At 43.8% G+C, this 22,609-nt stretch carries 17 protein-coding genes and 3 tRNA genes; 14 read left to right on the top strand and 6 right to left on the bottom strand.

Going from position 1 to position 22,609, the window contains the following annotated elements; all coding sequences use genetic code 11:
- The first annotated feature begins 27 nt into the window (after positions 1-27).
- The 6 genes from EI161_RS04095 (at position 28) to EI161_RS04070 (ending at position 7,500) form a co-directional block, all read left to right on the top strand.
- Complete coding sequence (locus tag EI161_RS04095) at positions 28-2,061, top strand: UvrD-helicase domain-containing protein (RefSeq protein ID WP_192523264.1); 2,034 nt, start codon at positions 28-30, stop codon at positions 2,059-2,061.
- 164 nt (positions 2,062-2,225) lie between these two features.
- The gene (gene mgtE / locus EI161_RS04090) at positions 2,226-3,629 is read left to right on the top strand and encodes a magnesium transporter (protein WP_192523263.1); all 1,404 of its coding nucleotides are present in this window, start codon (positions 2,226-2,228) and stop codon (positions 3,627-3,629) included.
- A gap of 89 nt (positions 3,630-3,718) precedes the next feature.
- Positions 3,719-4,183 (top strand): dUTP diphosphatase, encoded by a 465-nt coding sequence (gene dut / locus EI161_RS04085; RefSeq protein WP_192523262.1) that lies wholly within the window; start codon positions 3,719-3,721, stop codon positions 4,181-4,183.
- 260 nt (positions 4,184-4,443) lie between these two features.
- Complete coding sequence (locus EI161_RS04080) at positions 4,444-6,243, top strand: phosphomannomutase (protein ID WP_192529039.1); 1,800 nt, start codon at positions 4,444-4,446, stop codon at positions 6,241-6,243.
- Positions 6,244-6,333: 90 nt separating this feature from the next.
- Complete coding sequence (gene argB / locus EI161_RS04075; protein WP_192523260.1) at positions 6,334-7,245, top strand: acetylglutamate kinase; 912 nt, start codon at positions 6,334-6,336, stop codon at positions 7,243-7,245.
- An 18-nt stretch (positions 7,246-7,263) separates the two neighbouring features.
- The gene (locus EI161_RS04070) at positions 7,264-7,500 is read left to right on the top strand and encodes a hypothetical protein (protein WP_192523259.1); all 237 of its coding nucleotides are present in this window, start codon (positions 7,264-7,266) and stop codon (positions 7,498-7,500) included.
- A gap of 14 nt (positions 7,501-7,514) precedes the next feature.
- Here EI161_RS04070 and EI161_RS04065 read toward each other — a convergent pair whose 3' ends face one another.
- On the bottom strand, positions 7,515-7,880 hold the full coding sequence (locus EI161_RS04065) for an arsenate reductase (protein ID WP_192529038.1): 366 nt from the start codon (positions 7,878-7,880) through the stop codon (positions 7,515-7,517).
- 36 nt (positions 7,881-7,916) lie between these two features.
- Positions 7,917-8,534, bottom strand: coding sequence for a hypothetical protein (locus tag EI161_RS04060; RefSeq protein ID WP_192529037.1), 618 nt, complete (start codon positions 8,532-8,534; stop codon positions 7,917-7,919).
- 143 nt (positions 8,535-8,677) lie between these two features.
- On the opposite strand from EI161_RS04060, the gene leuS reads away from it, so the two are divergent.
- From leuS to EI161_RS04045, 3 genes are all read left to right on the top strand, one after another.
- On the top strand, positions 8,678-11,365 hold the full coding sequence (gene leuS / locus EI161_RS04055; RefSeq protein ID WP_192523256.1) for a leucine--tRNA ligase: 2,688 nt from the start codon (positions 8,678-8,680) through the stop codon (positions 11,363-11,365).
- Positions 11,366-11,438: 73 nt separating this feature from the next.
- Positions 11,439-12,182 carry a hypothetical protein gene (locus tag EI161_RS04050; protein ID WP_225735215.1) on the top strand — a complete coding sequence of 248 codons (744 nt, stop codon included), beginning with the start codon at positions 11,439-11,441 and terminating at the stop codon, positions 12,180-12,182.
- Positions 12,183-12,246: 64 nt separating this feature from the next.
- On the top strand, positions 12,247-13,323 hold the full coding sequence (locus tag EI161_RS04045) for a DNA polymerase III subunit delta (RefSeq protein WP_192523255.1): 1,077 nt from the start codon (positions 12,247-12,249) through the stop codon (positions 13,321-13,323).
- Positions 13,324-13,672: 349 nt separating this feature from the next.
- On the opposite strand, the gene EI161_RS04040 is transcribed toward EI161_RS04045, so the two are convergent.
- The gene (locus EI161_RS04040; protein WP_192523254.1) at positions 13,673-14,410 is read right to left on the bottom strand and encodes a LemA family protein; all 738 of its coding nucleotides are present in this window, start codon (positions 14,408-14,410) and stop codon (positions 13,673-13,675) included.
- A gap of 283 nt (positions 14,411-14,693) precedes the next feature.
- Here EI161_RS04040 and EI161_RS04035 point away from each other — a divergent pair, with 283 nt between their 5' ends.
- The 5 genes from EI161_RS04035 (at position 14,694) to EI161_RS04015 (ending at position 19,046) form a co-directional block, all read left to right on the top strand.
- Positions 14,694-16,061 (top strand): efflux RND transporter periplasmic adaptor subunit, encoded by a 1,368-nt coding sequence (locus EI161_RS04035; protein ID WP_192529036.1) that lies wholly within the window; start codon positions 14,694-14,696, stop codon positions 16,059-16,061.
- Between the two features lie 104 nt (positions 16,062-16,165).
- A complete protein-coding gene (locus EI161_RS04030) occupies positions 16,166-18,160 on the top strand; it encodes a MacB family efflux pump subunit (RefSeq protein WP_192529035.1) in 1,995 nt (664 codons plus the stop codon).
- 284 nt (positions 18,161-18,444) lie between these two features.
- Positions 18,445-18,520 (top strand) — tRNA-Lys (locus tag EI161_RS04025).
- Between the two features lie 187 nt (positions 18,521-18,707).
- Positions 18,708-18,783, top strand: a tRNA-Lys gene (locus EI161_RS04020).
- A 187-nt stretch (positions 18,784-18,970) separates the two neighbouring features.
- Positions 18,971-19,046, top strand: a tRNA-Lys gene (locus tag EI161_RS04015).
- 192 nt (positions 19,047-19,238) lie between these two features.
- Here EI161_RS04015 and EI161_RS04010 read toward each other — a convergent pair.
- The 3 genes from EI161_RS04010 to EI161_RS04000 all read right to left on the bottom strand — a co-directional run.
- Positions 19,239-20,024 carry an MBL fold metallo-hydrolase gene (locus tag EI161_RS04010; RefSeq protein WP_192529034.1) on the bottom strand — a complete coding sequence of 262 codons (786 nt, stop codon included), beginning with the start codon at positions 20,022-20,024 and terminating at the stop codon, positions 19,239-19,241.
- Positions 20,025-20,345: 321 nt separating this feature from the next.
- Positions 20,346-22,433, bottom strand: a complete 2,088-nt coding sequence (locus tag EI161_RS04005; protein ID WP_192529033.1) for a catalase — start codon at positions 22,431-22,433, stop codon at positions 20,346-20,348.
- A gap of 36 nt (positions 22,434-22,469) precedes the next feature.
- Positions 22,470-22,609, bottom strand: a 140-nt coding sequence (locus EI161_RS04000; RefSeq protein WP_192524181.1) for an IS1 family transposase, incomplete at its 5' end; no start/stop codon positions are given.

Here is a 22,609-nt window from a genome sequence, read left to right as displayed (position 1 = left end):
TTTTGCTTTTGTCTTACAGGTCACGTTATGAGTCAACTTAATCCTAAACAACAAGAAGCGATGCTCTACGTATCAGGCCCACTGCTGGTGTTAGCAGGCGCAGGTTCCGGTAAGACATCGGTTATTACGCGCAAAATTGCTTACCTAATTGAAGAATGCAACATGCCAGCGGAACGCATCACCGCTGTGACTTTTACCAATAAAGCCGCGCGTGAGATGAAAGCCCGTGTCAGTAAGTTGCTACCGAGTGAAAAAATGCGCGGTCTGACCGTGTCGACCTTTCACCAATTTGGGTTACAGTTTTTACGTTATGAGCTGATTCATACCCCGCTTAAAGGCAACTTCTCCATCATGGACAGTGACGATAGCAAACGTCTATTAATGGAGTTAATGATGCGCGACAACCTAAGCGGCGCCGAAAGTCGTGAGCTGGTTGGTAAGGCCATCAAGATGATTTCTGATTGGAAAAACGATTTGATTGAGCCCGATCAGGCGATGGAAACCTTAGATGATCCAGAAGACATGATTTTTGCCACATTATATGCTTTATATGAGCGCAATTTGCGTGCTTATAATGCGGTCGATTTTGATGATTTGATTGTACTGCCGACGAAGATATTGCGCGAAAACAGAGAGCTACGCGATAAATGGCAAAACCGTATTCGCTACTTACTCGTTGATGAGTATCAAGACACCAACACCGCCCAGTATGAAATGATTAAGCACTTGGTCGGACCACAAGGGCGCTTTACCGTCGTTGGTGATGATGACCAATCTATCTATGCCTGGCGCGGGGCAAAGCCTGAAAACATGGGGCTACTTAAAGAAGACTTCCCCAAGTTAAAAATCGTTATGTTAGAGCAAAATTACCGCTCGACCACGCGTATTTTGACTTCTGCCAACGCGGTTATTACTAACAACGAACATTTATTTGAAAAGAAACTGTGGTCAGATAAAGGTCAAGGCGAAAAAATCCGCATTATTAATTGCCGTAATGACGACGATGAGTCCGAGCGTGTCGCCAAGGAGATTGTCACTCATAAATTGCGCTTTGGTAATGAATGGGAGCAATATGCTGTTCTTTACCGCAGTAACTTTCAAGCAAGGATGCTAGAGGCGCAACTGCGTCAACTGCAAGTGCCTTATAAGTTATCTGGCGGTCAGTCATTCTTTGCTCGTAGTGAAATTAAAGACATCATGGGTTATTTACGTTTGATTTTAAACCCAGAAGACGACAGTGCTTTTTTGCGTATTATCAACACACCCAAACGCGGTATGGGACCAGCAACACTAGAAAAGCTGGGGTTATTTGCCCAAGAGCACAGTATATCGTTATTGGCCTCCTGTACCCACGCTGGTCTGACCCATGTGTTGCCATCCAAAGCTTATGGCACGATAAAAGAGTTTGGTGAGTTTATCGAGCATTATACTCGTGAGCTTGACCAGCATCCTGACCCAGTACCTATCGTGCGCCAGATGATCGACGAGACCGGTTATATCGACTTTGTGCGCAGCGACTCTAAAACACCGCAACAAGAAAAAAACCGTATCGATAATATCGATATGCTTTATACCAGCATTCAGTCTTTGATTAATCGTGCGGAAAATGACGAAGATCGAACCATCGACACCATTATTCGCAAGCTGGTGTTGCTGGATATGCTCGAGCAGCAACAAGAAGAAGAGAATACCAATAAAGTCAACTTGATGACCTTACACGCCGCAAAAGGCCTAGAGTTTGATTTCGTTTATATCATGGGGCTTGAGGAAGAAATGCTACCGCATCGCAACTCTATCCTGAGCGAGACAATCGAAGAAGAGCGGCGCTTGATGTACGTGGGTATTACCCGCGCCCGTCGTGAACTGACATTGACCCTAGCAACCCAGCGCCGCGCTGGTGGTCAAATGCGCGTCACTTCTGAGTCAAGATTTTTGGATGAGCTGCCAGAAGATCATATCGACTGGCCAGCCAAGGCGAAGAAGAAAAAAGCCACTAAAGACCCTGAAAAAGTCGCTGATGAGTATTTGGCCAATATCCGAGCGTTATTGGGCAACCGCTAATTTTAGCATCCATGCTTGAAGTTACAGCATATGAAGTTACAGCATATATAGTGAGTTTAGTATAAAAGCGATACAGCGGGACTGGAATACTTTGGTTTAAAACATAAGTTTTGCAGTCTCTAGTCATTACTGCTATTTAACTGTTAAAAAAACTTGGAACACTGATGTCCACTCCTACGCCAAACCCAGAACGCTCGTTGACACGGCAAGGAGACTATAATCCAGCTGAATTTAGTGCTGAGTATAAGCTGCTTTACTTGCAACAATTGGTCGCTGATAAAGCCTATAAAGCCATTACTGAGTTTTTAGAAAAACAGTCAGAATATGAGATTGCCAACTTATTAGAGTCATTCCCCACCCAAAATCGTTTATTAATTTGGGCACAAGTACCAGAAAAAATTAAAGGTGAAGTGCTTGCTGAGCTAGAGTTTGATACCCGCCAGCCACTGATGGAAAATATCTCATCTAAAGAGATATCGCTTTTTACCCAAGACCTTGATGCGCAAGACATCTCTGAGATTTTAGATACCGTTACTGACAGCGTGCGTACCTCGGTAATGGCAACCTTGGACGAAGATATTCGGATTCAGGTCAATAAGCTTGATACCTATGCCGACTTGGAAGTTGGTCGCTATATGGATCCTGATCTTATTCAAATCAGAGACAACATCACGCTTACAGAAGTACAGCATTGGCTACGAGAGAATGATGAGTTACTCGATAATGAGAGCCAAGAGCTGTTGGTCGTCGATCAAAGCCAGCAGCTACTTGGCCTGTTGAGTTTGGTTGATTTGATTAAACACGACCAAAACACCTTAGTCTCAGAATTGATTCATACCGCCATCACTATTAATGACCGCTTAGATATTCAAGATGCCGCGGCGATTTTCCGCTCAGAAGACATCCGTTTTGCACCAGTGATTAATAGCCATGGAGAGTTGGTCGGTCAATTAAATGGTGAGGACATCATGGAAATTATCCAAGACGATGTCGATAGCACCATGAAAAACCTCGCTGGTGTCAGCCAAGATGAAGAGCTTTTTGCACCCATCTTGACCAGTGCCAAAAGTCGTAGTATTTGGCTCGGTATTAATTTATGTACAGCTCTGTTAGCGGCGGCTGTGATTGGACAGTTTGAGGCAGTGTTAGCAAAAGTAGTGGCCTTAGCGATACTCATGCCAGTGGTTGCCAGTATGGGCGGTATCGCCGGCTCGCAGACACTGACCGTCGTCATCCGCGGTATGGCGATGGGTCAAATTGGTGGCTCTAACCGCTTATGGTTATTAAATAAAGAGCTGTGGGTCGGGGCGATAAACGGTATCATATGGGCGATAATCATGGCGTTTATTGCCCAATTGTGGTTTCATGATATTAAAATTAGTACAGTTATTGGTTTGGCGATTGCCATTAATATGACTGCCGCCAACGTCTCGGGAATTAGTATACCGCTGATGCTAAAACGCATGAACATCGACCCTGCCCTATCCGCCTCCGTTATCCTAACGACGGTAACGGATATTGTCGGCTTTATGTCATTCTTGGGCCTCGCCAGTGTGCTGATACTCTAGAGCGTACTAATTTTAGCCATAAAACTAGCAATAAATTACCTATTAGAAATTCGATTTATAAAACCTTCCAATCGTTAAGTGAGTGCGTTATGCAAGCTGTACAAGTTAAAGTGTTAAACCCTAAAATTACTGAAGATAAAGCGTTTTCTCTACCCACGCGTGCCACCGATGGCAGCGCTGGTATTGATTTGCGTGCTTGTATTGATGAGCCTTTGACTATTAAAGCAGGTGCAACGCATTTAATTGGCACTGGTCTTGCCGTTTATATTCAAGATCCCAATTATGCGGGGATGATTTTACCGCGCTCAGGTCTTGGTCATAAGCACGGTATCGTTTTGGGCAACTTAGTTGGGCTGATTGACGCCGACTATCAAGGCGAGCTGATGGTCAGTATTTGGAACCGTAGCAATGAAGATTTTGTATTGAATCCAGCAGAGCGCATGGCACAATATGTGGTCGTACCCGTTGCTCGCCCTGAGTTTGAAGTGGTAACAGAATTTAGTGATACCAGCGCGCGCGGCGCCGGTGGTTTTGGACATTCGGGTCGTCAATAGCCACTGATTTTCAGTCGCTATAAACTGTATAAATAATCATATAGTAGATTCATTTTAAAAGCGATACAGTGCTATTGGCTATAAATTTTTTTGCCGCCTCTGTCACGCCTGCGAACAGCAAGCAAGAAAAAATTATAGCAATAGCACGTTACTAGTTACTCTACTATAATCGTATCGCTTTTATTTTGAACTGACTATCATCAGCCATTGGCTTTTATTAACGACAACCATATCAATTACAACAATAAGGAGAGTAAGCGATGCCGTCTTTTGCTGCGCAGCAATCCTTATTTCGTGCTTATGATATTCGTGGTTCGCGCCAGCATTTCACCGCTGACTTTACTCAAGCATTGGGGCAGGCGTTTGCTCACCTTTATGATGTGCAAGACTATCTTTCTCACGGCTATTATAATAAAAACGACGAGTCAGCAGATAACCTTGCAATAATTAACCAGCCAAATAAAAGCATTAAGCAAAATAGCCATATCAAACAGAACACCGTTGTGATTGGTTATGATGTGCGCTGCGGTAGTGATAATATTGCCCACACTCTTGCTAATATCTTGACTCGGCAGGGCTTACAAATTATCCAATTGGGGCTAATTACTACTCCCATGATGGTTTTTTGGGCCGAGCACTATCAAGGCCATGGCATTATCGTAACCGCCAGCCATTCCGCTAAAGATATTTTAGGGGTTAAATGGTTGGTCAATCACGCCTCTCCTAGTAGCGAAGACATTCAAACGTTGTATCAAAAACTGGCTATCCGTAATGTGCAAAAAAATCCGTCAAAAACCTTTGACGCACCCATTAATAATAAGCCGATTAACTTACCTACCGAGCAAGTAAGCAGTGCTTATACGGATGCCATTGTGCAAGTATTTGGGCAGCTCTATCAGCACGATAACCCACACCAACATCCCTATCAGAACTCAAAAGACAGCCAACAACTATTATCCAAACTTGATTTAACAGTTGTTATCGACTGTATGCACGGGGCGACCAGTCATATCGCCCAGCCTTTATTTGCACATTTTTGCCAACAAGTTATCATGCTCCACGATACCCCTGATGGACATTTCCCCTCTGGTAATCCCGACCCTACTGAACCGCTTCGTCTTAAACAATTACAGCAGAGTGTACTTGATCATCAAGCAGACATAGGCATCGCCTTCGATGGTGATGGCGACAGGCTGATGGTTGTCGATAATAATGGCAAAGTGGTTACGCCCGATCACCTGCTTTATCTGTTGGCAAGCGTCGCCGTAAAGGATCGCCCTCAGTCTTTAACCACCTCATTATCAGATACTCAGGTATTGTTTGATATTAAATGCTGTCACCATTTACCAAAATTAATCGCCGAGCTTGGCGCGACAGCGGTGATGAGTCAAACGGGTAGCAGTCTAATACGTCGACGTTTACAACAATCAAATAATCAAATCATATTTGCTGGTGAGTTATCTGGTCATTTTATCTTTAATGATAATCGCTTTATTCTTTATGATGACGCCATGTATGCGGCACTAAGACTGCTACACTGGTTAGCACACCCTATGAGTAGTCTTAACATTAAGACAAACCTAGCCAAGATTATTCGTAGCTTACCAGTCATCGTTAGTACAGCTGATCATTATTTACCGCTTCCAGAGACACTTGTAAATGACTGTTCAATCATCGAGAAGCTGGCGAGATTCTGTCAGTATTTACAGCACTTAATAAATGCGGCGTCCGTATCCCCTACTCAATCCGATTCACAAACCAGCACTGCCTGTGCGTCGTCGCTGTGTAATTGTTCTACAAAAAAACATTCTATAACCTTAGAACAAGCGCAAGATTTATTGCCTATCGGTACCAAACTTAGCTGTATCGATGGTGTGCGTTTGGATTTTTCCCACGGCTTTGGGGTATTGCGGCAGTCAAATACCAGTCACAACCTAACGGCCCGCTTTGCTGGCGATAGTCTAGAGGACTTGAGAGATATTCAAACAAGATTCGCCACTCTATGTCGCCCATTTGATGCGACATTAGCAGCGCAGATTATGACCATTGTTCCTGAGTAGCTGTTGCTAACAAAGAATAAAAGAAGCTATTAATTAATCAATCATTTAGTAGATAACCAACCATTAAAAACCTTGTTTTAGGAGCTTGTAATGACGCTTAATTTGGACGACGCCAAAATTACCGCTGAAGTATTAACCACAGCGCTACCTTATATTCAACGCTTTGTCGATAAACTCATCGTGGTTAAATACGGCGGTAACGCCATGACCGATCCTGAGCTCGAAAGCTCGTTTGCCCGCGACATTGTGTTATTAAAAACCGTTGGCATGCACCCTGTTGTCGTCCACGGTGGTGGTCCACAAGTGGATAACCTACTAAAAGAGCTGGGTCGTCAATCTGACCGTATCGACGGGATGCGCGTCACCGACAAAAGCACCATGGATATCGTCGAGATGGTCTTGGGCGGTAGCGTCAACAAATCGATCGTTAGCTTAATCAATAAGCATGGCGGCCGTGCCATCGGCTTGACTGGTAAAGATGCCAATTTAATCTTAGCCAAAAAACTAATGATGGAAAAAATTGGCGCAGATGGTATCGCGGTACCAGTCGATTTAGGCTTTGTTGGTGATGTGGTTAGTGTCAATAAAGACGTGATTAACATGCTTATTGCCTCCGACTTTATCCCTGTTATCGCCCCACTTGGGGTTGATAGCGAAGGCAACAGCTATAACATCAATGCCGACTTGGTCGCGGGTAAAGTGGCTGAGTTTTTACAAGCGGAAAAGCTCATGCTACTGACCAATATCAAAGGCGTATTGGGCCGTGATGGCGAAGTGGTGACTGGTCTGACGCCAAAGAAAGTCGACAGCTTGATTGAAGATGGTACCATCTCGGGCGGTATGATTCCTAAGATTCAGTGCGCTCTAAATGCGGTTCGTAGTGGGGTTAAAAGTGCGGTTATTGTTGACGGTCGTGTGCCTCATGCCACGCTGTTAGAAATTTTTACCAACGAAGGGGTTGGTACTTTGATCAGTCGCGATATTGATGCGGCCATGCCTTAGGTTTCTGAGGAGTCAATCATGCCACTATGGCTGTGGTGCCTGCTGTTTATTTTAGAGAGCTTATATTGCTGGTGGATTATTGGCTATGGCGGCGCGCGCTGGATAGAGGGCTGGAAGTCGTTCTTTATGATTGAATGGTTTGCGCTCGATTGGACAGCGGAGCAAATTCGTCTTTATGTACTCATTATTTGGTGCTTTAGCGTGATTTGGTTTATCGTTGGTGCGATAAAGCCTGAGCTTAGATTTTATTATTAGCTCAGGCGTATTTTTTAACCAAAAACGGTCTCTAGCTGCGCTTCATCATAACCGCACAGTAAGACGGACTTATCATGATACCTACCTTCAATAATAGGGCGCTTAATCATACTAGTATTTTCGACAAGTAAGTCAATCGCTTTATCTACACTGGCATCAGCCGCTTGCTTCTGCTCATCAGTGAGCTTGCGCCATGTAGTGCCGCGCTTGTTCAGCACTTTATCAATACCCAGCTTATCTACCCAACGCTGCAGCGCTTCTTTATCAATGCCTTGCTTTTTATAGTCATGAAAAACATATTCGACGTTTAGCTCCTCTAATTTCGTAAATGCCTTTTTCATCGTGCTGCATGATTTAATACCGTAAATAGTGATGGTCATAGCTAATCCTTAAGAAGTTATATTTATAGCGTACTTTTACTTAATAATAAAAAATAGATAGAAAGCTATACAAAGAACAACCAAGGCTAATAATAGCCACTTCCCTTTTGGGCTAATTAGTTTGATTCTTTCCATTTCTATGGGCTCATAATGTATAGCGGAACGGCCTTCAGAGGCAAGTTGCACTAGATAGAAAATTTCCAATTCATTCAAGATGGCATCTTTATACCTCATAGACCTTATGGGATATTGTATGGTTTTGCCTTGTTTAGGTTGAATCACTAACAGCCAAATTTCGTGGCGCTTGATGACTCGACAATCGATGCCTATACACTCAATATCCTGCCATAACAAATATCTCTGTTGTGGTCGGCGCAAGACTTGTAAAATCGTTACCCCTTTATCCGTAATTTGAAAAATGGGCTTACCAGTAATAAAGGCAAATAATACCGTAAATACTGCAACAGCTATCAAAATTATTGATAACCACATCACTATAATGAAAAACCAACCTTCATCTTTTGCGATAGGTAACCCATAATAATACAGCGGAAAAATCAACAAACCTAAAGCCAAAATCGACAGCATGTGTTTGTTCGATAAATATAAATCAATGGGGTATTTTAACACTTGCCCTTTTTTTAGTTTTTGCATACCTAGCCTTACTGTAAGTCTATAAGTGTTTATATACTATTCAATACTGCTCTATTATTACCTTGCCCCATCGCATTTTTTGCCAATTTGCGCTATTCTAGCGTATCTAATTTCTTATTAAAATATTCAATCTCGAGCCAACTATGAGCAATACTGTGACATCTGACCAAGCAGAAAACAACCATTATAACCCACAAGCGATAGAAGCGACGCAGCAAGCCAAATGGGCGACTGACAAGCGTTTCGAAGTTGATAATGAGCCAAGCGATAAACCGAGCCGCTATATGCTGTCTATGTTCCCGTATCCTAGCGGCAAGTTGCACATGGGTCACGTGCGTAACTATACCATCTCTGATGTCCTGAGCCGTTATTACCGTTTAAAAGGCTATGAGGTCATGCAACCAATGGGCTGGGATGGTTTTGGCCTGCCCGCAGAAAACGCGGCCATTGCCAATCAAACGCCGCCTGCTAAATGGACATTTGAAAATATTGATAACATGCGAGCACAGCTAAAACTGCTGGGTTTGTCAATAGATTGGTCGCGTGAATTTGCCACTTGTAGCCCTGAGTATTATCAGTGGGAGCAGTGGTTATTTTTACAGTTATACAAAAAAGGCTTGGTCTATAAAAAGCTGGCAACCGTCAACTGGGATCCCGTCGATAATACTGTTTTAGCAAACGAGCAAGTCATCGATGGTAAGGGCTGGCGTAGTGGCGCGGCGGTTGAAAAACGCGACATCCCGATGTATTACTTTAACATCACCGATTACGCCGACGAGCTATTGGACGACTTGGATCAACTAGAAGGCCATTGGCCGGCTGAAGTCATCACCATGCAGCGTAACTGGATTGGTCGTAGTGCCGGTATGGAAGTGCATTTTCCTTATGAGATTGCTGGCGAAAGCAATACCTTGGATGTGTTTACGACGCGCCCTGATACCTTGATGGGCGTTACTTATGTCGCCGTTGCCGCAGAGCATCCGCTAGCACAATATGCTTCTGAACAAGACGACGTGATTGCTCAATTTTGTGCGCTGTGTAAAAAAGGCTCAGTCGCCGAAGCAGATCTCGCCAAAGCTGAAAAAATCGGTATGGATACTGGTCTTACCGTCACCCATCCGTTGACTGGCGAAGAAGTGCCAGTTTGGGTCGCCAACTATGTGCTGATGAGTTATGGTTCAGGCGCGGTGATGGCCGTACCTGCACACGATGAGCGTGATTATGAGTTTGCGACCAAGTACAATTTACCGATTAAGCAAGTCATTGATATTCCTACTGGTTATTTTGATGAGGTAGACGCGAACGCCAAAGCCAATAACATTGAAAGCAACCATGCTTATACCGAGCGCAATACCTTGGTCAATTCAGGCGAATTTGACGGGTTAGATTTTGAGCAAGCGTTTACAGCGATGCTGGCCAAACTTGAACCACAAAAATTGGCGAAGAAAAAAATCCAATACCGTCTCCGTGATTGGGGCGTCTCTCGCCAGCGCTATTGGGGCTGCCCTATTCCGATGGTCAACTGTGAGCATTGCGGCACCGTACCTGTCGAAGAGCAAAATCTACCAGTCGTTCTACCAACTGACGTTGTCCCTGATGGTCGCGGCAATCCTCTAAAAAACATCCCAGAGTTTGTCAATACGACTTGTCCAAAATGTGGTAACCCAGCTGAGCGCGAAACCGATACGTTTGATACCTTTGTCGAGTCAAGCTGGTACTACGCCCGTTTTGCCAGTCCAAACGATGCACAAAACATGGTCAACAAATCTGCTGCCAATAAATGGCTGCCTGTCGATCAATACGTAGGCGGTGTCGAGCACGCGGTCATGCATCTACTGTATGCACGCTTCTTTCACAAACTCATGCGTGATGAAAACTTGGTATCAGGTGATGAGCCATTTGCCAACTTGATGACCCAAGGCATGGTGCTTGCTGGCACTTTCTACCGCGTCAATGCCGACGGCAGTACGACTTACTACTTTACCGAAGATATCGATATTGATTACAACGAGCGCGGTCAGCCGATTAAGGCCCTCTTAAAATCAGACGGTCAGCCCGTGACCATTGGCAAAATTGAAAAAATGTCCAAGTCAAAAAACAACGGCGTTGATCCACAGATAACCATTGATAAGTATGGCGCTGATACCGTTCGCCTTTATACGCTCTTTACCGCACCTGCTGATCAAACCCTAGAATGGTCGGATGATGCGCTAAAAGGCCCATATAACTTCGTGAAAAAAGTCTGGCGTGTGGCAACTGAGCACAAGCAAGCACTAACCACAGCGAACTTGAGCCTTGAGACACTCAATAATGAAGCATTAAATACGGACGGCTTAAGCAAAGAAGCAAAAGCACTACGCCGTAAGACCCATGAAACCATCGCTAAAATTGATAAAGACTTAGGCGACCGTTTGGCACTCAATACGCCTGTCTCTAGCCTAATGGAGCTGGCTAACGAGCTGAGTAATTTTAAAGCAAGCAATGAGCAAGACCTACAAGTACAACATGAAGCTTTGATTGACCTGCTTATTATGCTATCGGTATATGCCCCGCACGTTGGTGAGCATTTGCTTGAACAGTTAGGGCTTGATACGGTCACCCTAGACTACCCTGTCGTCGACGAGAGCGCACTCGTACAGGATACGATCACCATGGTGGTACAGGTCAACGGTAAAATGCGTGGCAAAATGGATGTAGCACCAAATAGCGATCCAGAACAGCTAAAAGCGCAAGCGCGCGCGATTGATGGTGTGGCAAAATTCTTGACTGGCGACATCAAAAAAGAAATCGTCGTTCCTAATAAACTGGTTAACATCGTGGTTGCAGGCTAGATTTTTTAGGCTCAGTGACTTTTATTACTTTGGTTAGTACTCTGAGCCTTCTTATAATATCAGGATAACGATTATGTCGTATAAACATCGAGCAGCACCGTCGTCTCAAACCCGCTTAAGCAATAAAAACACTTCTGCCAAACACTCTAAATCTGGTGCGGAAAAACTGGCTGGTAGAAAAAAGCTAGCGGCGGTATTATTTGCTGCACTGCCAATGTTTGCAGTGCTAGGAGCAACTGCTGGTCTGAGTGGTTGCGGCTTTCAGCTACGTGGCTATGATGCGCCAATGCTGCTTGATGTCGCCAAAACAGCGGTGATTATCGAGGACAATCGCACTTCCTTTCCGCTTAAGCTACCATTAACCAGACGCCTAGAAATATTAGGCGTCGATGCCATTGATAATATGACCGCGGCTGACGTTGCTAGTAATAATAAACAAGTGGACGCGACAAAAATTTCTGCCATCACTATTAATAACGTGCGTTTTAAGCGTTATGAGCTGGTCGGTGTTTTGACAGAAATCCGCTTGGTGCTATCAGCTGATGTCAGTTATCAAACCACCGATAATGGCAAACCAGTTACGCTAAGCAACCCTATCCGAGTCGAGCGCAGCTATCAATACAATGAAGCATCGGTCAGCACCGATGATCAGCAAGGCGATCAAATTCGTGACTGGCTCTATGACAGTTTGGCACGCCGTATCACCGATCAATATGTTGCCATTTCTCTACCTAAAGTCAGCTCGACTGGGGTCAAAAAACCTGTACAAATCGGTGATGGCTCAGCATCAACCACGGTTGTCGTGCCAACTCCTTAGGTAACAAGGCGCAACCCCTTTCATATTATATATTTACGTCCATCCATCTGTGTACTCATAACCTATGCAAGATACCTTTATAAAAGCCTATCCGAAGCTACTGCAACCCTCCGTTGCAGTAGCTGGCTTGTGGCTGGCACATGGTGACGAGCCATTACTCAGCCAATGGCTTATCGATGCCATGCGCCCGCATTGGCGCGAACAGAATTATGCGATCAAGCGCATCGAACTCATATCAGTTAAAAGCTGGCAAGAAGTGCTATCAGAGCTGGGCAGCCAGTCTTTATTTGATGATGCCAGCGCACTCATCGTCACGGGCAACCATAAACCCGATAAGGCAGTCATCACCGAGCTAGAACGCTTTGCTCAGGATGCACAAACAGGGGCGCACAGTCACAGTCTATTATGGCTCACCCCAAAGCAAGACAAACGCGCTCAGAGCAGTAAATGGTTTGCGCCATTTACTCAATATGGGCACGTCATTGACTGCAATCTATATAACGAACAGCAGCGCCAGCAGTTATTGCAGATACAAGCCCAGCAATTTGGCCTAAAGCTGTCTCAAGACGCTTGGCAGCTACTGATGTCACATACTGAGCATCATTTATTAAGTGCTTATCAAACCTTATGGCGGCTGTCGTATTTATTTGCGCCGCAGTTGATGGCAAATAGTGACAATACCCCTCAAGAAGGCGGCCATCCTAACAAGCCTTTTACCAACGTCGCATTGGATATCAAAGACTTACAAGCAGCATTGGTCAGTGATGCCCAATTTAGCGTATTTGATTTATCAGATGCGATGCTTGCTGGTAATAGTGCACAAGTTGCCAAAATCATGTTTCAGCTCAAAGCCACCGACGAGCCAACCACCTTAGTACTGTGGGCAATCAGTAAAGACATGCGTCAAATTATGCAATTGATGGATGGACAAGACCCGCAAGCCCTCGGTATTTGGCGCAGCAAACAAGGCTTGTACCAACAAGCGTGCCGCCGTCAGTCACCAGCCCAGACTGCCGAATGGCCCGCCCTACTTTATCGCTGTGACCAAGCCATCAAAGGGCTTATTCGCCAGCCAGCGTGGGAGCTGTTATTACAGGCATCATTAGAACTATCAGGGCAAAGACTGTTTGCTACAAATTAACAGCTAAGCTTCGACTTTTGCCATTTAAAGCCATACTATTTAAAGCCGATCTTCATTGAAAATACTGGCTTATAAAAAACCACCTTCATTTAAATAATAACCATAAAAAAGTGGTGCTGGTATTAAAACACCGCACCACCTTTGAACAGCAACACTACTAGGGCGTGTCCTCATTTTGAAAATGGTGATAAAAATGAAATAAATCGTAGCTAAACAAGGAAAATAGTACAGTTAATATCGAGATATGAACCAGCTATTTGACGCAGTTTGGCAAAGATTTAGCTATTTTTAGCCCATTTAAAGTTTAATGCTCAGATTGAGGACACGCCCTAACTTACTTAAAACCAGCTTATTTAATGCTTTCTTCATCTGGCTTTTCTATAGTTGCAGCGTCAGTCTTAGAAGACTGAGAATTATCATCCTGACCTTGCAAACCCTCATTATTTACGGCATTAGCAGCCACAGATTTATTGTCTTGTTTACTATTTTGAATATCCACCAATTGCTCTTGCAGCTTAGTTTTAGAGCTTTGGATGGTATTACTGACAGATTTGCCACTATTTTCGATAAGCTGTTGCAAAGCTTCTGAATCGTCACGCTCAAAAAGTTTTATTTTTTCCATGAAATCTGGATCTTCTAACTCATAATAAGGGGCGATAGAAAATGATAACTTTTGCGCGATAAAGATGGTGGGTACACTATTTCGATAGCTATTGTAATTACGCACGCTGGCATTATAACGCTCACGGCGCTGCAAAATCGTTTCTTCCAAATTTTCAAGTTGACCCATCAGCGTTTGATAGGTTTGATTGGCTTTTAGGTCTGGAAACGCTTGGCTTAAGGCTTTCATAGAATCCATGGCTTGATTGCCTTTACTCACAGCTAAATGTGCTAACTTCTCATGCTCACCATAACCTTGAGCGATATCAATTACTTGATTGGCCAAGTCCACACGCTTTTTTAAGGCAGCTTGTAAGTTAGAAAGTTGTTCACGAATGGATTGCATGTCCGTCTGCAATCTATTATAAGTTTTTGCCACCCAAATCAGTATTGCAACCACAATTGCAACGATAATAATTAACCACATATCAAAAACACCTTGTCCGATTTATAATAATATAAACTTTTAGTAATCAAAATTCTAAAAATAGAAGCTTTTTCGTGGGTAATATTATACCCAAGTTCTATCTTTGAATGGCGCTAATTGATGATATGCCTAGCTAAACTGCCACAGTATTTCTTATTAACTATTAGTAATACAGAATGGTTTGCCTATTCCCTTAACCTTTCTTAAACTATTTGCCATTCCCTTTTACCCATGAAGTCTCTACTATAGCTATACTTGATTTAATTGTGATTGGATTGTTGTCATGCGCAAAATGAGCAAAAAGTCTGCTATCAAATGGGGCATTATTGCCTTAGTCGTCGTCGCTTTAGCGGCTCTAGCCTACAAAACTTTAAAACCAAAAAAAACCACACCTAACTATCTAACCGCAACTGCTGAAATTGACGATATAGAAAATAACGTCATGGCCTCTGGTAAAGTCAAAGCACTGAATACGGTCGATGTTGGTGCACAGGTATCTGGTGAAGTGACACGGCTATTCGTTGACGTCGGTGATCAAGTACAAAAAGGTGATTTGATTGCGCAGATTGATCAGGTCACCCAAAAGAACAATCTAAGCAATGAGCAAGCCAGCCTTGAACAAAGTGAGGCTGCCCTACAAAGCGCACGAGCAGAATCCTTAAGTCGGCAAGCAGGCTTAAAAAGTGCCTATGCTGACCTTAATAGCCGCCAGTCGGATTTAAAACAAGCGCAGTCTGACTTTACTCGCCTGCAATCACTGGTCGCTATCGACGCCATCTCGCAACAGGAATACGATACGCAAGCGACTCGGGTAGAAACCGCTAAAGCAGCGGTCACCAACGCACGTGCGGCTATCGATACCGCCAAGGCAGCCATTGCTACGACAGAAGCCAACATCAACAGCCAACAGGCCGCATTACGTAAATCTCAAACCAACGTCAGTACTGCGCAAGAAGATTTAAGCTACACCACCATTCGCGCGCCGATGTCAGGGACAGTGGTATCGGTTACCACTGAACAAGGTACAACGGTTAACGCCAATCAAACCGCACCAACTATTGTGACCTTGGCAGATTTATCTACTGTGCGAATAAATGCGCAAATCTCAGAAGCCGATGTCATTAACGTCAAAGCAGACTTGCCGGTTTATTTTAATATTATCGGTAATCCTGATAAAAAATATGATGCAACCCTTAAAGCCATTGAACCTGCGCCTGAGAAGATTAGCGACACCAGCTCGACCGATGCAGCCATCTATTATGTCGGTTATATCGAAGTACCCAATACCGAGCGCCGCTTTCGTATCGATATGACCGCGCAAGTTTATATCGTTATCAATCAAGCAAAAGGCGCGCTGCTTATTCCCTCTGCTGCTCTACAGCCTGCCAAATCCAATAGAAATCGAGGTGCTAAAAAAGAGTCTAACGCTGATAATAATACTGCCGCTAATCCTGATAGCGATTCTAACGCCACCATGGCCACTGTCCGCGTCCTTAAAGCCGATGGCGAAGTCGTTGAGCAGACAGTCAAAGTCGGTATCAATAACCGCGTTAATGCTGAAATCTTAAGTGGTCTTAAAAAAGGCGACGAGGTCATATTAGGTGAAGAAGGACCTAATAAATCTGGCGGTAGAGGTGGTCGTCCGTTTTAATTTTTAGTATTTAATAGAAGATAAATTGAAACAAAATCGACGCGAGCAAAACATCAGCTTTAGCTTTGATAATGACTTGAGATTTGAGATAAGCAGGATAGCAAATGAGCAACCAAGACCCGACTTCTAATGCCACTGTGACGCCCTTGATGGAAGTTAAAGGCCTGATTAGAGAGTTTCAAGCTGGCGAGCAGACCATTCGCGTATTGCACGATATCAACTTGACCATCAATCAAGGTGAAATGGTCGCTATTATTGGGCAATCAGGCTCAGGCAAATCAACCTTGATGAATATCTTGGGTTGTTTAGATCAAGCAACAGCAGGCGACTATCAAATCTATGGTCAATCGGTCAGCCGTCTAGATGCGGACGAGCTGGCTAAACTACGCCGTGAGCACTTTGGTTTCATTTTTCAGCGTTATCATCTGCTCGGTGATATTAGCGCTCGTGATAACGTCTCTGTACCTGCCGTTTATGCAGGGATGGATGGACAAGCGCGTAGTGACCGCGCCGAAAAGCTATTGTCAGATTTAGGGTTAGCGGACAAAGTAAATAATCGCCCAAGCCAGCTATCGGGCGGCCAACAGCAGCGCGTTTCTATTGCTAGGGCACTGATGAATGGTGGTGACATCATTTTAGCTGACGAACCAACAGGGGCACTGGATAGTAAGTCGGGCGAAGATGTTGTCCAAATCCTAAAAGACTTAAACGCGCAAGGTCATACCATTATCATGGTTACTCATGACCCGAGCCTTGCCGCCCAAGCTGAGCGTGTGATTGAAATCAAAGATGGTTATATCATTGCTGATTATAAAAACGAAGACTATCAGCAAGTAGAACCGCAACCAGCACCTATAATAGACAAACATCGTAAAAGTGCCTTTAGCAGCTTTATCGATCGCTTATTTGAAGCCTTTAAAATGTCATTACTCGCCATGCGCGCCCATAAAATGCGCACACTATTGACGATGTTAGGGATTATTATTGGTATTGCCTCGGTGGTGTCAGTTGTCGGTCTTGGTAAGGGCTCACAAGCGCAGATTTTGTCCAACATCAGCTCACTTGGCACCAATACCATCACCGTCACCGACGGCTACCCATACGGCGATCCTAGACGACAATACAATGATGATAATTTAACCCCACAAGACGCGCAAGCGGTCGCCGATCAGCCTTATGTTGTCAGTGTCAGCCCGCAGCTTAATAGCAATATGAACGTCCGCTATCGTAATGTTCAAGAAGCGGCCAGTATTAGCGGCGTTGGTAAAGACTATCTTGATGTCAGCGGTGAAACATTGGCAATGGGTCAAGGCTTTGAGGAACAAAGCATTTTACGCCGTACCCAAGACATCATTATTGATTCCAATGCCAATAAGACTTTTTTCCCTGATAATACCAATCCTATCGGTGAGGTATTACTAATAGGTAGCGTTCCTGGGCGCGTTATTGGTGTATTAGAGCCAAACGATAGTGGCTTTCGTAGAGGTGCAGACTCGCCCACCTTATATATGCCCTATACCACCATGATGTCACGCCTGATAGGTAGCGCTTATATTGAAAGCTTTGTGGCACTGATTGATAACAATATCTCCTCCTCTGCTGCCGAATCAGCCATCTCTGAGCTCATGCAAAGCCGTCATGGTACCGATGACTTCCGTATACGTAACTCCGACTCTATTCGTCAAACCATTGAGTCGACCACCGCGGCTATGACCTTGCTGATTTCATCCATCGCCATTATCTCGTTAATTGTCGGCGGTATTGGGGTTATGAACATCATGCTGGTATCAGTAACTGAGCGCACCAATGAGATTGGCGTCCGTATGGCAGTCGGCGCGCGTCAAAGCGATATCATGCAGCAGTTCCTTATCGAAGCCGTTTTGGTCTGTATCTTAGGTGGACTGTTGGGTATTGGCATGGCGTTTGCCATCGGCGAGCTGATTAACCGGGTCGGCGGTGACAGCTTTCAAGTCATCTATTCATCAACTTCTATTATTGCCGCTTTTGTTTGCTCAACACTCATTGGTGTTGTTTTCGGCTTTTTACCGGCACGTAACGCTGCCAAGCTAGATCCAGTAGAAGCGCTATCTAGAGATTAGATGATTATTAATGACGATATTGAAAACTTCACTGCTAAAGGCTAAAATAACTAGCAATCTAAGTAGCTAAACCCCCAGATAAAGCTGCTATTTAAAAAGATTATGATTAATTACGTAGGATTTGCACTTTTTTTATAATTCGGGGTTGTAATTGTCTTAATTATATATATAATGTGCTCTCACGTTTAGAGATACAAACAATCTAAACGGGTAAACAAGTTTGTTGCCTCTTTTGATATTGAAGCTTTCATAGATAAAGAAATCAGGCTTGAAGAAAACCATTAGGACCGATAGCTCAGTTGGTAGAGCAGTTGACTTTTAATCAATTGGTCCCGCGTTCGAGTCGCGGTCGGTCCACCATATTTAGCAGTACACTTATTAAGTATTTTGCCTACTCGGCATTGGCTTGATAATTTTAGTTTTAAAGAATCTTATTTAAATAAGGTTCTAGTTCAACCCTAGTGTTGATATCGAGTTTTTTAGAATTTACGAAAATGTAAATTCTCTTGCGCTCGGACGAAGCAATGCTTCGTTCTATCCTCGCTCAGGACCGATAGCTCAGTTGGTAGAGCAGTTGACTTTTAATCAATTGGTCCCGCGTTCGAGTCGCGGTCGGTCCACCATATTTAGCAGTACACTTATTAAGTATTTTGCCTACTCGGCATTGGCTTGATAATTTTAGTTTTAAAGAATCTTATTTAAATAAGGTTCTAGTTCAACCCTAGTGTTGATATCGAGTTTTTTAGAATTTACGAAAATGTAAATTCTCTTGCGCTCGGACGAAGCAATGCTTCGTTCTATCCTCGCTCAGGACCGATAGCTCAGTTGGTAGAGCAGTTGACTTTTAATCAATTGGTCCCGCGTTCGAGTCGCGGTCGGTCCACCATATTCAAAAGCCCAGTCATTTATTTGATTGGGCTTTTTTTCGTCTATTGTTCTAGGCTGTGTCCTCATTTTAAAAATGGTTATAAAAATGAGGACACGCCTTAGAGTCGATAAAATAAATACGTTATATTGTGATTTGAGACTGCAAAAAACTCACTTCTGTCTCACTGTATCGTTTTTTATATTGAACTAATTATTTACGATTGCGTTTAAAAACACTAAAATCAGCATCTTTTCGCCACAGCAATTTATGCTTAATGGTATCTTTAATCGTACGCGGATGCTTAGGCGCTTGAGCAATCAGCATATCAAAAGTCGTCTCATCTATTGCCAGCTCACGACCATGAGCCATCATCACATTGGACGGTTGTAAATCTTTTATTTTTTGAAGTGACTGAATATACACTTTAGGATCATAAATTGGAAAAGGCGCCACAAATTTGTGGCTCAGTTTAATAATCAAATCAGCGGTATATACTTGCCGGCTAGGTACATGAAATAGCGACAAATCACGGTCTGTATGCCCTGGTGTTTCCAATACCTGCCAGTCATCAAACTGCGGAATAGTATCACCATCATTGACTGTCAAATCAGGCTGCAAGTGCGCTGGATACCACAGCTTTCTAAAAGAGCGACCTTGGCGCTTAGCCACATAATGGGCAAGATTGATATCAACCAAATGCATGGCATGTCCCCCGATTCCACCATACCATTGATTTTTTTTATCCGCAGAGATAATCTGGCAGCCTGTTTTCTCTCTAAATTGATGTGCACCACCTGCATGATCTGGATGCATATGGGTGACCATGACGACTTTTAAATCCGTTACTGGTCTTTGCAAAGTCGTTCTAATATAGTCCAATACCATCGATACGTCAGGGCGGCAAGCACCGTCTAATAGCATAATTTTATTTGGATACACCGCAAGGTACGTACTTTGAATATAACCATCTAAGCGTACGATATTACATAAACTCATTTATCTTCCTTGACCTCTTCTCAGTCATTCTTGTGATACTCTTTTTATTCGTTGATTAAACTAGCGCGCCTTAGTATAACGCCCGTTATTTTAAAATAAATGATTTTGAGTGAACGCTTGTGACCATATTTCATAAGTGTTTTATTATTTCTATAATGACTCTATAGTTAAAATACTTTAAAAACGCTACCTGCAGTACGTGATGTAGCGATATTACTTCTCACTGACTATACATAGCTATCCTATAAAAATTTATCTTTATAACAATAAAAAACCCAGCACGTAGGCTGAGTTCTTTGTTTAGAAATTTAGATTAAAAAACTAAGCAAGATCTCGAACTTTTGGCTCGCGCTCCCACAGACGTGATTTGGCATTTTCAATGAAAGCATCTAAGTCCGCCAATGGCGTTACAAACGCATCTTTTTCAATGGGTAACTTACTCAGAATAAACTCATCGGTCGCGCCGCAATAAGCAATAGCTTTACAATGTGCATAAGCATCTGTAAACCAATCTAACGCTGCGCTGTCTTTAGCCAGCTTCTTGGCTTGCTCAGGCATGATGATACTAACCACCGCATCAAACATCACTGACGGACCACCAGAAACGCGTTCATCAGCTTGTATACGTGTATCATCGTCCAAGACAACTTCTTTACTTGGTGCGACAATTTTTACTCGAGCGCCCTGCTCTTTGGCTGCATCTTCAAACTTCTTAATTTCGCTATGCTTCGAGCCTTCTGCCACCAAGATACCAATTAAGCGACTTTTTAAACTCTTTGGCGTACGACCAATGGTCTGTAACGCATCCGATGTCGCCATATCTTGTACCGGCGCTGCTGGTTCTGCCGCTTTTGGTAATTCCATACCCAGAGCGCTAGACACGCGCTTAGCCAAGTCTTCATCGATATTACGTAGATGGCTAAGCATCCGCGTACGCACATGTGCGGTATCTACTTTACCCAGCTCAAATGCGTAGGCAGAGGCAATATGGGCTTGTTCAGCGGGTGTTTGGCTGCGATAGAACATACGCGGCTGGCTATAATGATCGGCGAAGCTTTCGGCACGCACGCGACCTTTAACGCCATCGTCTAGCTGCTCATGGAACGACTCAAAGCCTTTTTTGACGCTCTCGCGCGGTCTCGTTGTATCTAGGCTTTGTGGCTCATAAAGGACACGAGTTTTTGGCACTTGCATCTGCATATGACCATCTTGCTGATTATTAGCAAATGGACATTTTGGCGCGTTAATGGGAATTTGAGCAAAGTTCGGTGAGCCTAAGCGCGTAAGCTGGGTATCCAAATAGCTAAATAGGCGACCTTGTAATAGTGGATCATTACTAAAATCGATACCTGGTGGCAAATGCGACGGACAGAACGCCACTTGTTCCGTTTCAGCAAAGAAGTTATCTGGATAACGGTTTAGCACCATTTTACCTACTATTTTTACTGGCACTAACTCTTCTGGAATCAGTTTGGTCGCATCTAGGTGGTCGAACGGAAACTTATTGGCTTCTTCTTCGGTAAATAACTGTACGCCAAATTCCCACTCTGGATAATCGCCATTATTAATCGATTCGAATAAATCACGGCGATTGTAATCGGGATCTGCCCCAGAAATTTTAACCGCTTCATCCCAAGTGAGTGACTGCACACCAAGGACTGGCTTCCAGTGGAAACGCACAAAGGTGCTTTTGCCATCTTTGTTGATAAAGCGATAACTATGGATACCAAAGCCTTCCATCATCCCAAGGCTACGTGGCAGCGCGCGATCACTCATCAGCCAAATAACATTATGCATGGTCTCAGGGCTCAGCGATACAAAATCCCAAAAGGTATCGTGCGCCGATGCCGCTTGCGGAAAACCGCGATCAGGTTCTGGCTTCACAGCATGCACGAGATCAGGGAACTTCATTGCATCTTGAATAAAGAAAATCGGCATATTGTTACCGACGATATCCCAGTTGCCCTCTTCGGTATAAATTTTCACCGCAAAACCACGAACATCACGTGGCGTATCTTTTGAGCCTTTATTACCAGCAACCGTAGAAAAACGCGTGAATAATGGCGTCTGCTTACCGGTTTCTGTCAAAATCTTTGCAGTGGTATACTCTTCGAGCGATTCAGTCAGCTCAAAATAACCATGTGCTGCACTACCACGCGCATGCACAATACGCTCAGGAATACGCTCATGGTCAAAATGATTTATCTTTTCACGTAATACAAAGTCTTCTAACAGCGTTGGTCCACGAGCACCAACCTTAAGTGAGTTTTGATTATCAGAAATAACTACCCCTTGCTGGGTCGTCATGTCTTTGGTGTCATCACCTGCACGCTGATGGGTTTCACCACCGTTGCCACGTTCGGTATTCATATCTTTAGCGGGGTCAGTATGATCAATATTCTTATTCATAAAATATCCGGTGGTGTTCTAAAAAGTATGCTGGCATCAGACGTAGCCATAATTGATGTAAAAGAACACCATATCAAACACTTTGAAGTGATTATCGAGCTTCTTAGAGAAACAACAGGTTTTTCTAACCGCTCGTCTTAATCGGTGTCTAAGGCGACAGTTATTACCCTCTATAC

The organism is Psychrobacter sp. FME5, from assembly GCF_014861375.1.
GTDB lineage: Bacteria > Pseudomonadota > Gammaproteobacteria > Pseudomonadales > Moraxellaceae > Psychrobacter.
The sequence above is the reverse complement of the archived record's forward strand: the minus strand, read 5'-3'. Positions and strand labels throughout refer to the sequence as shown.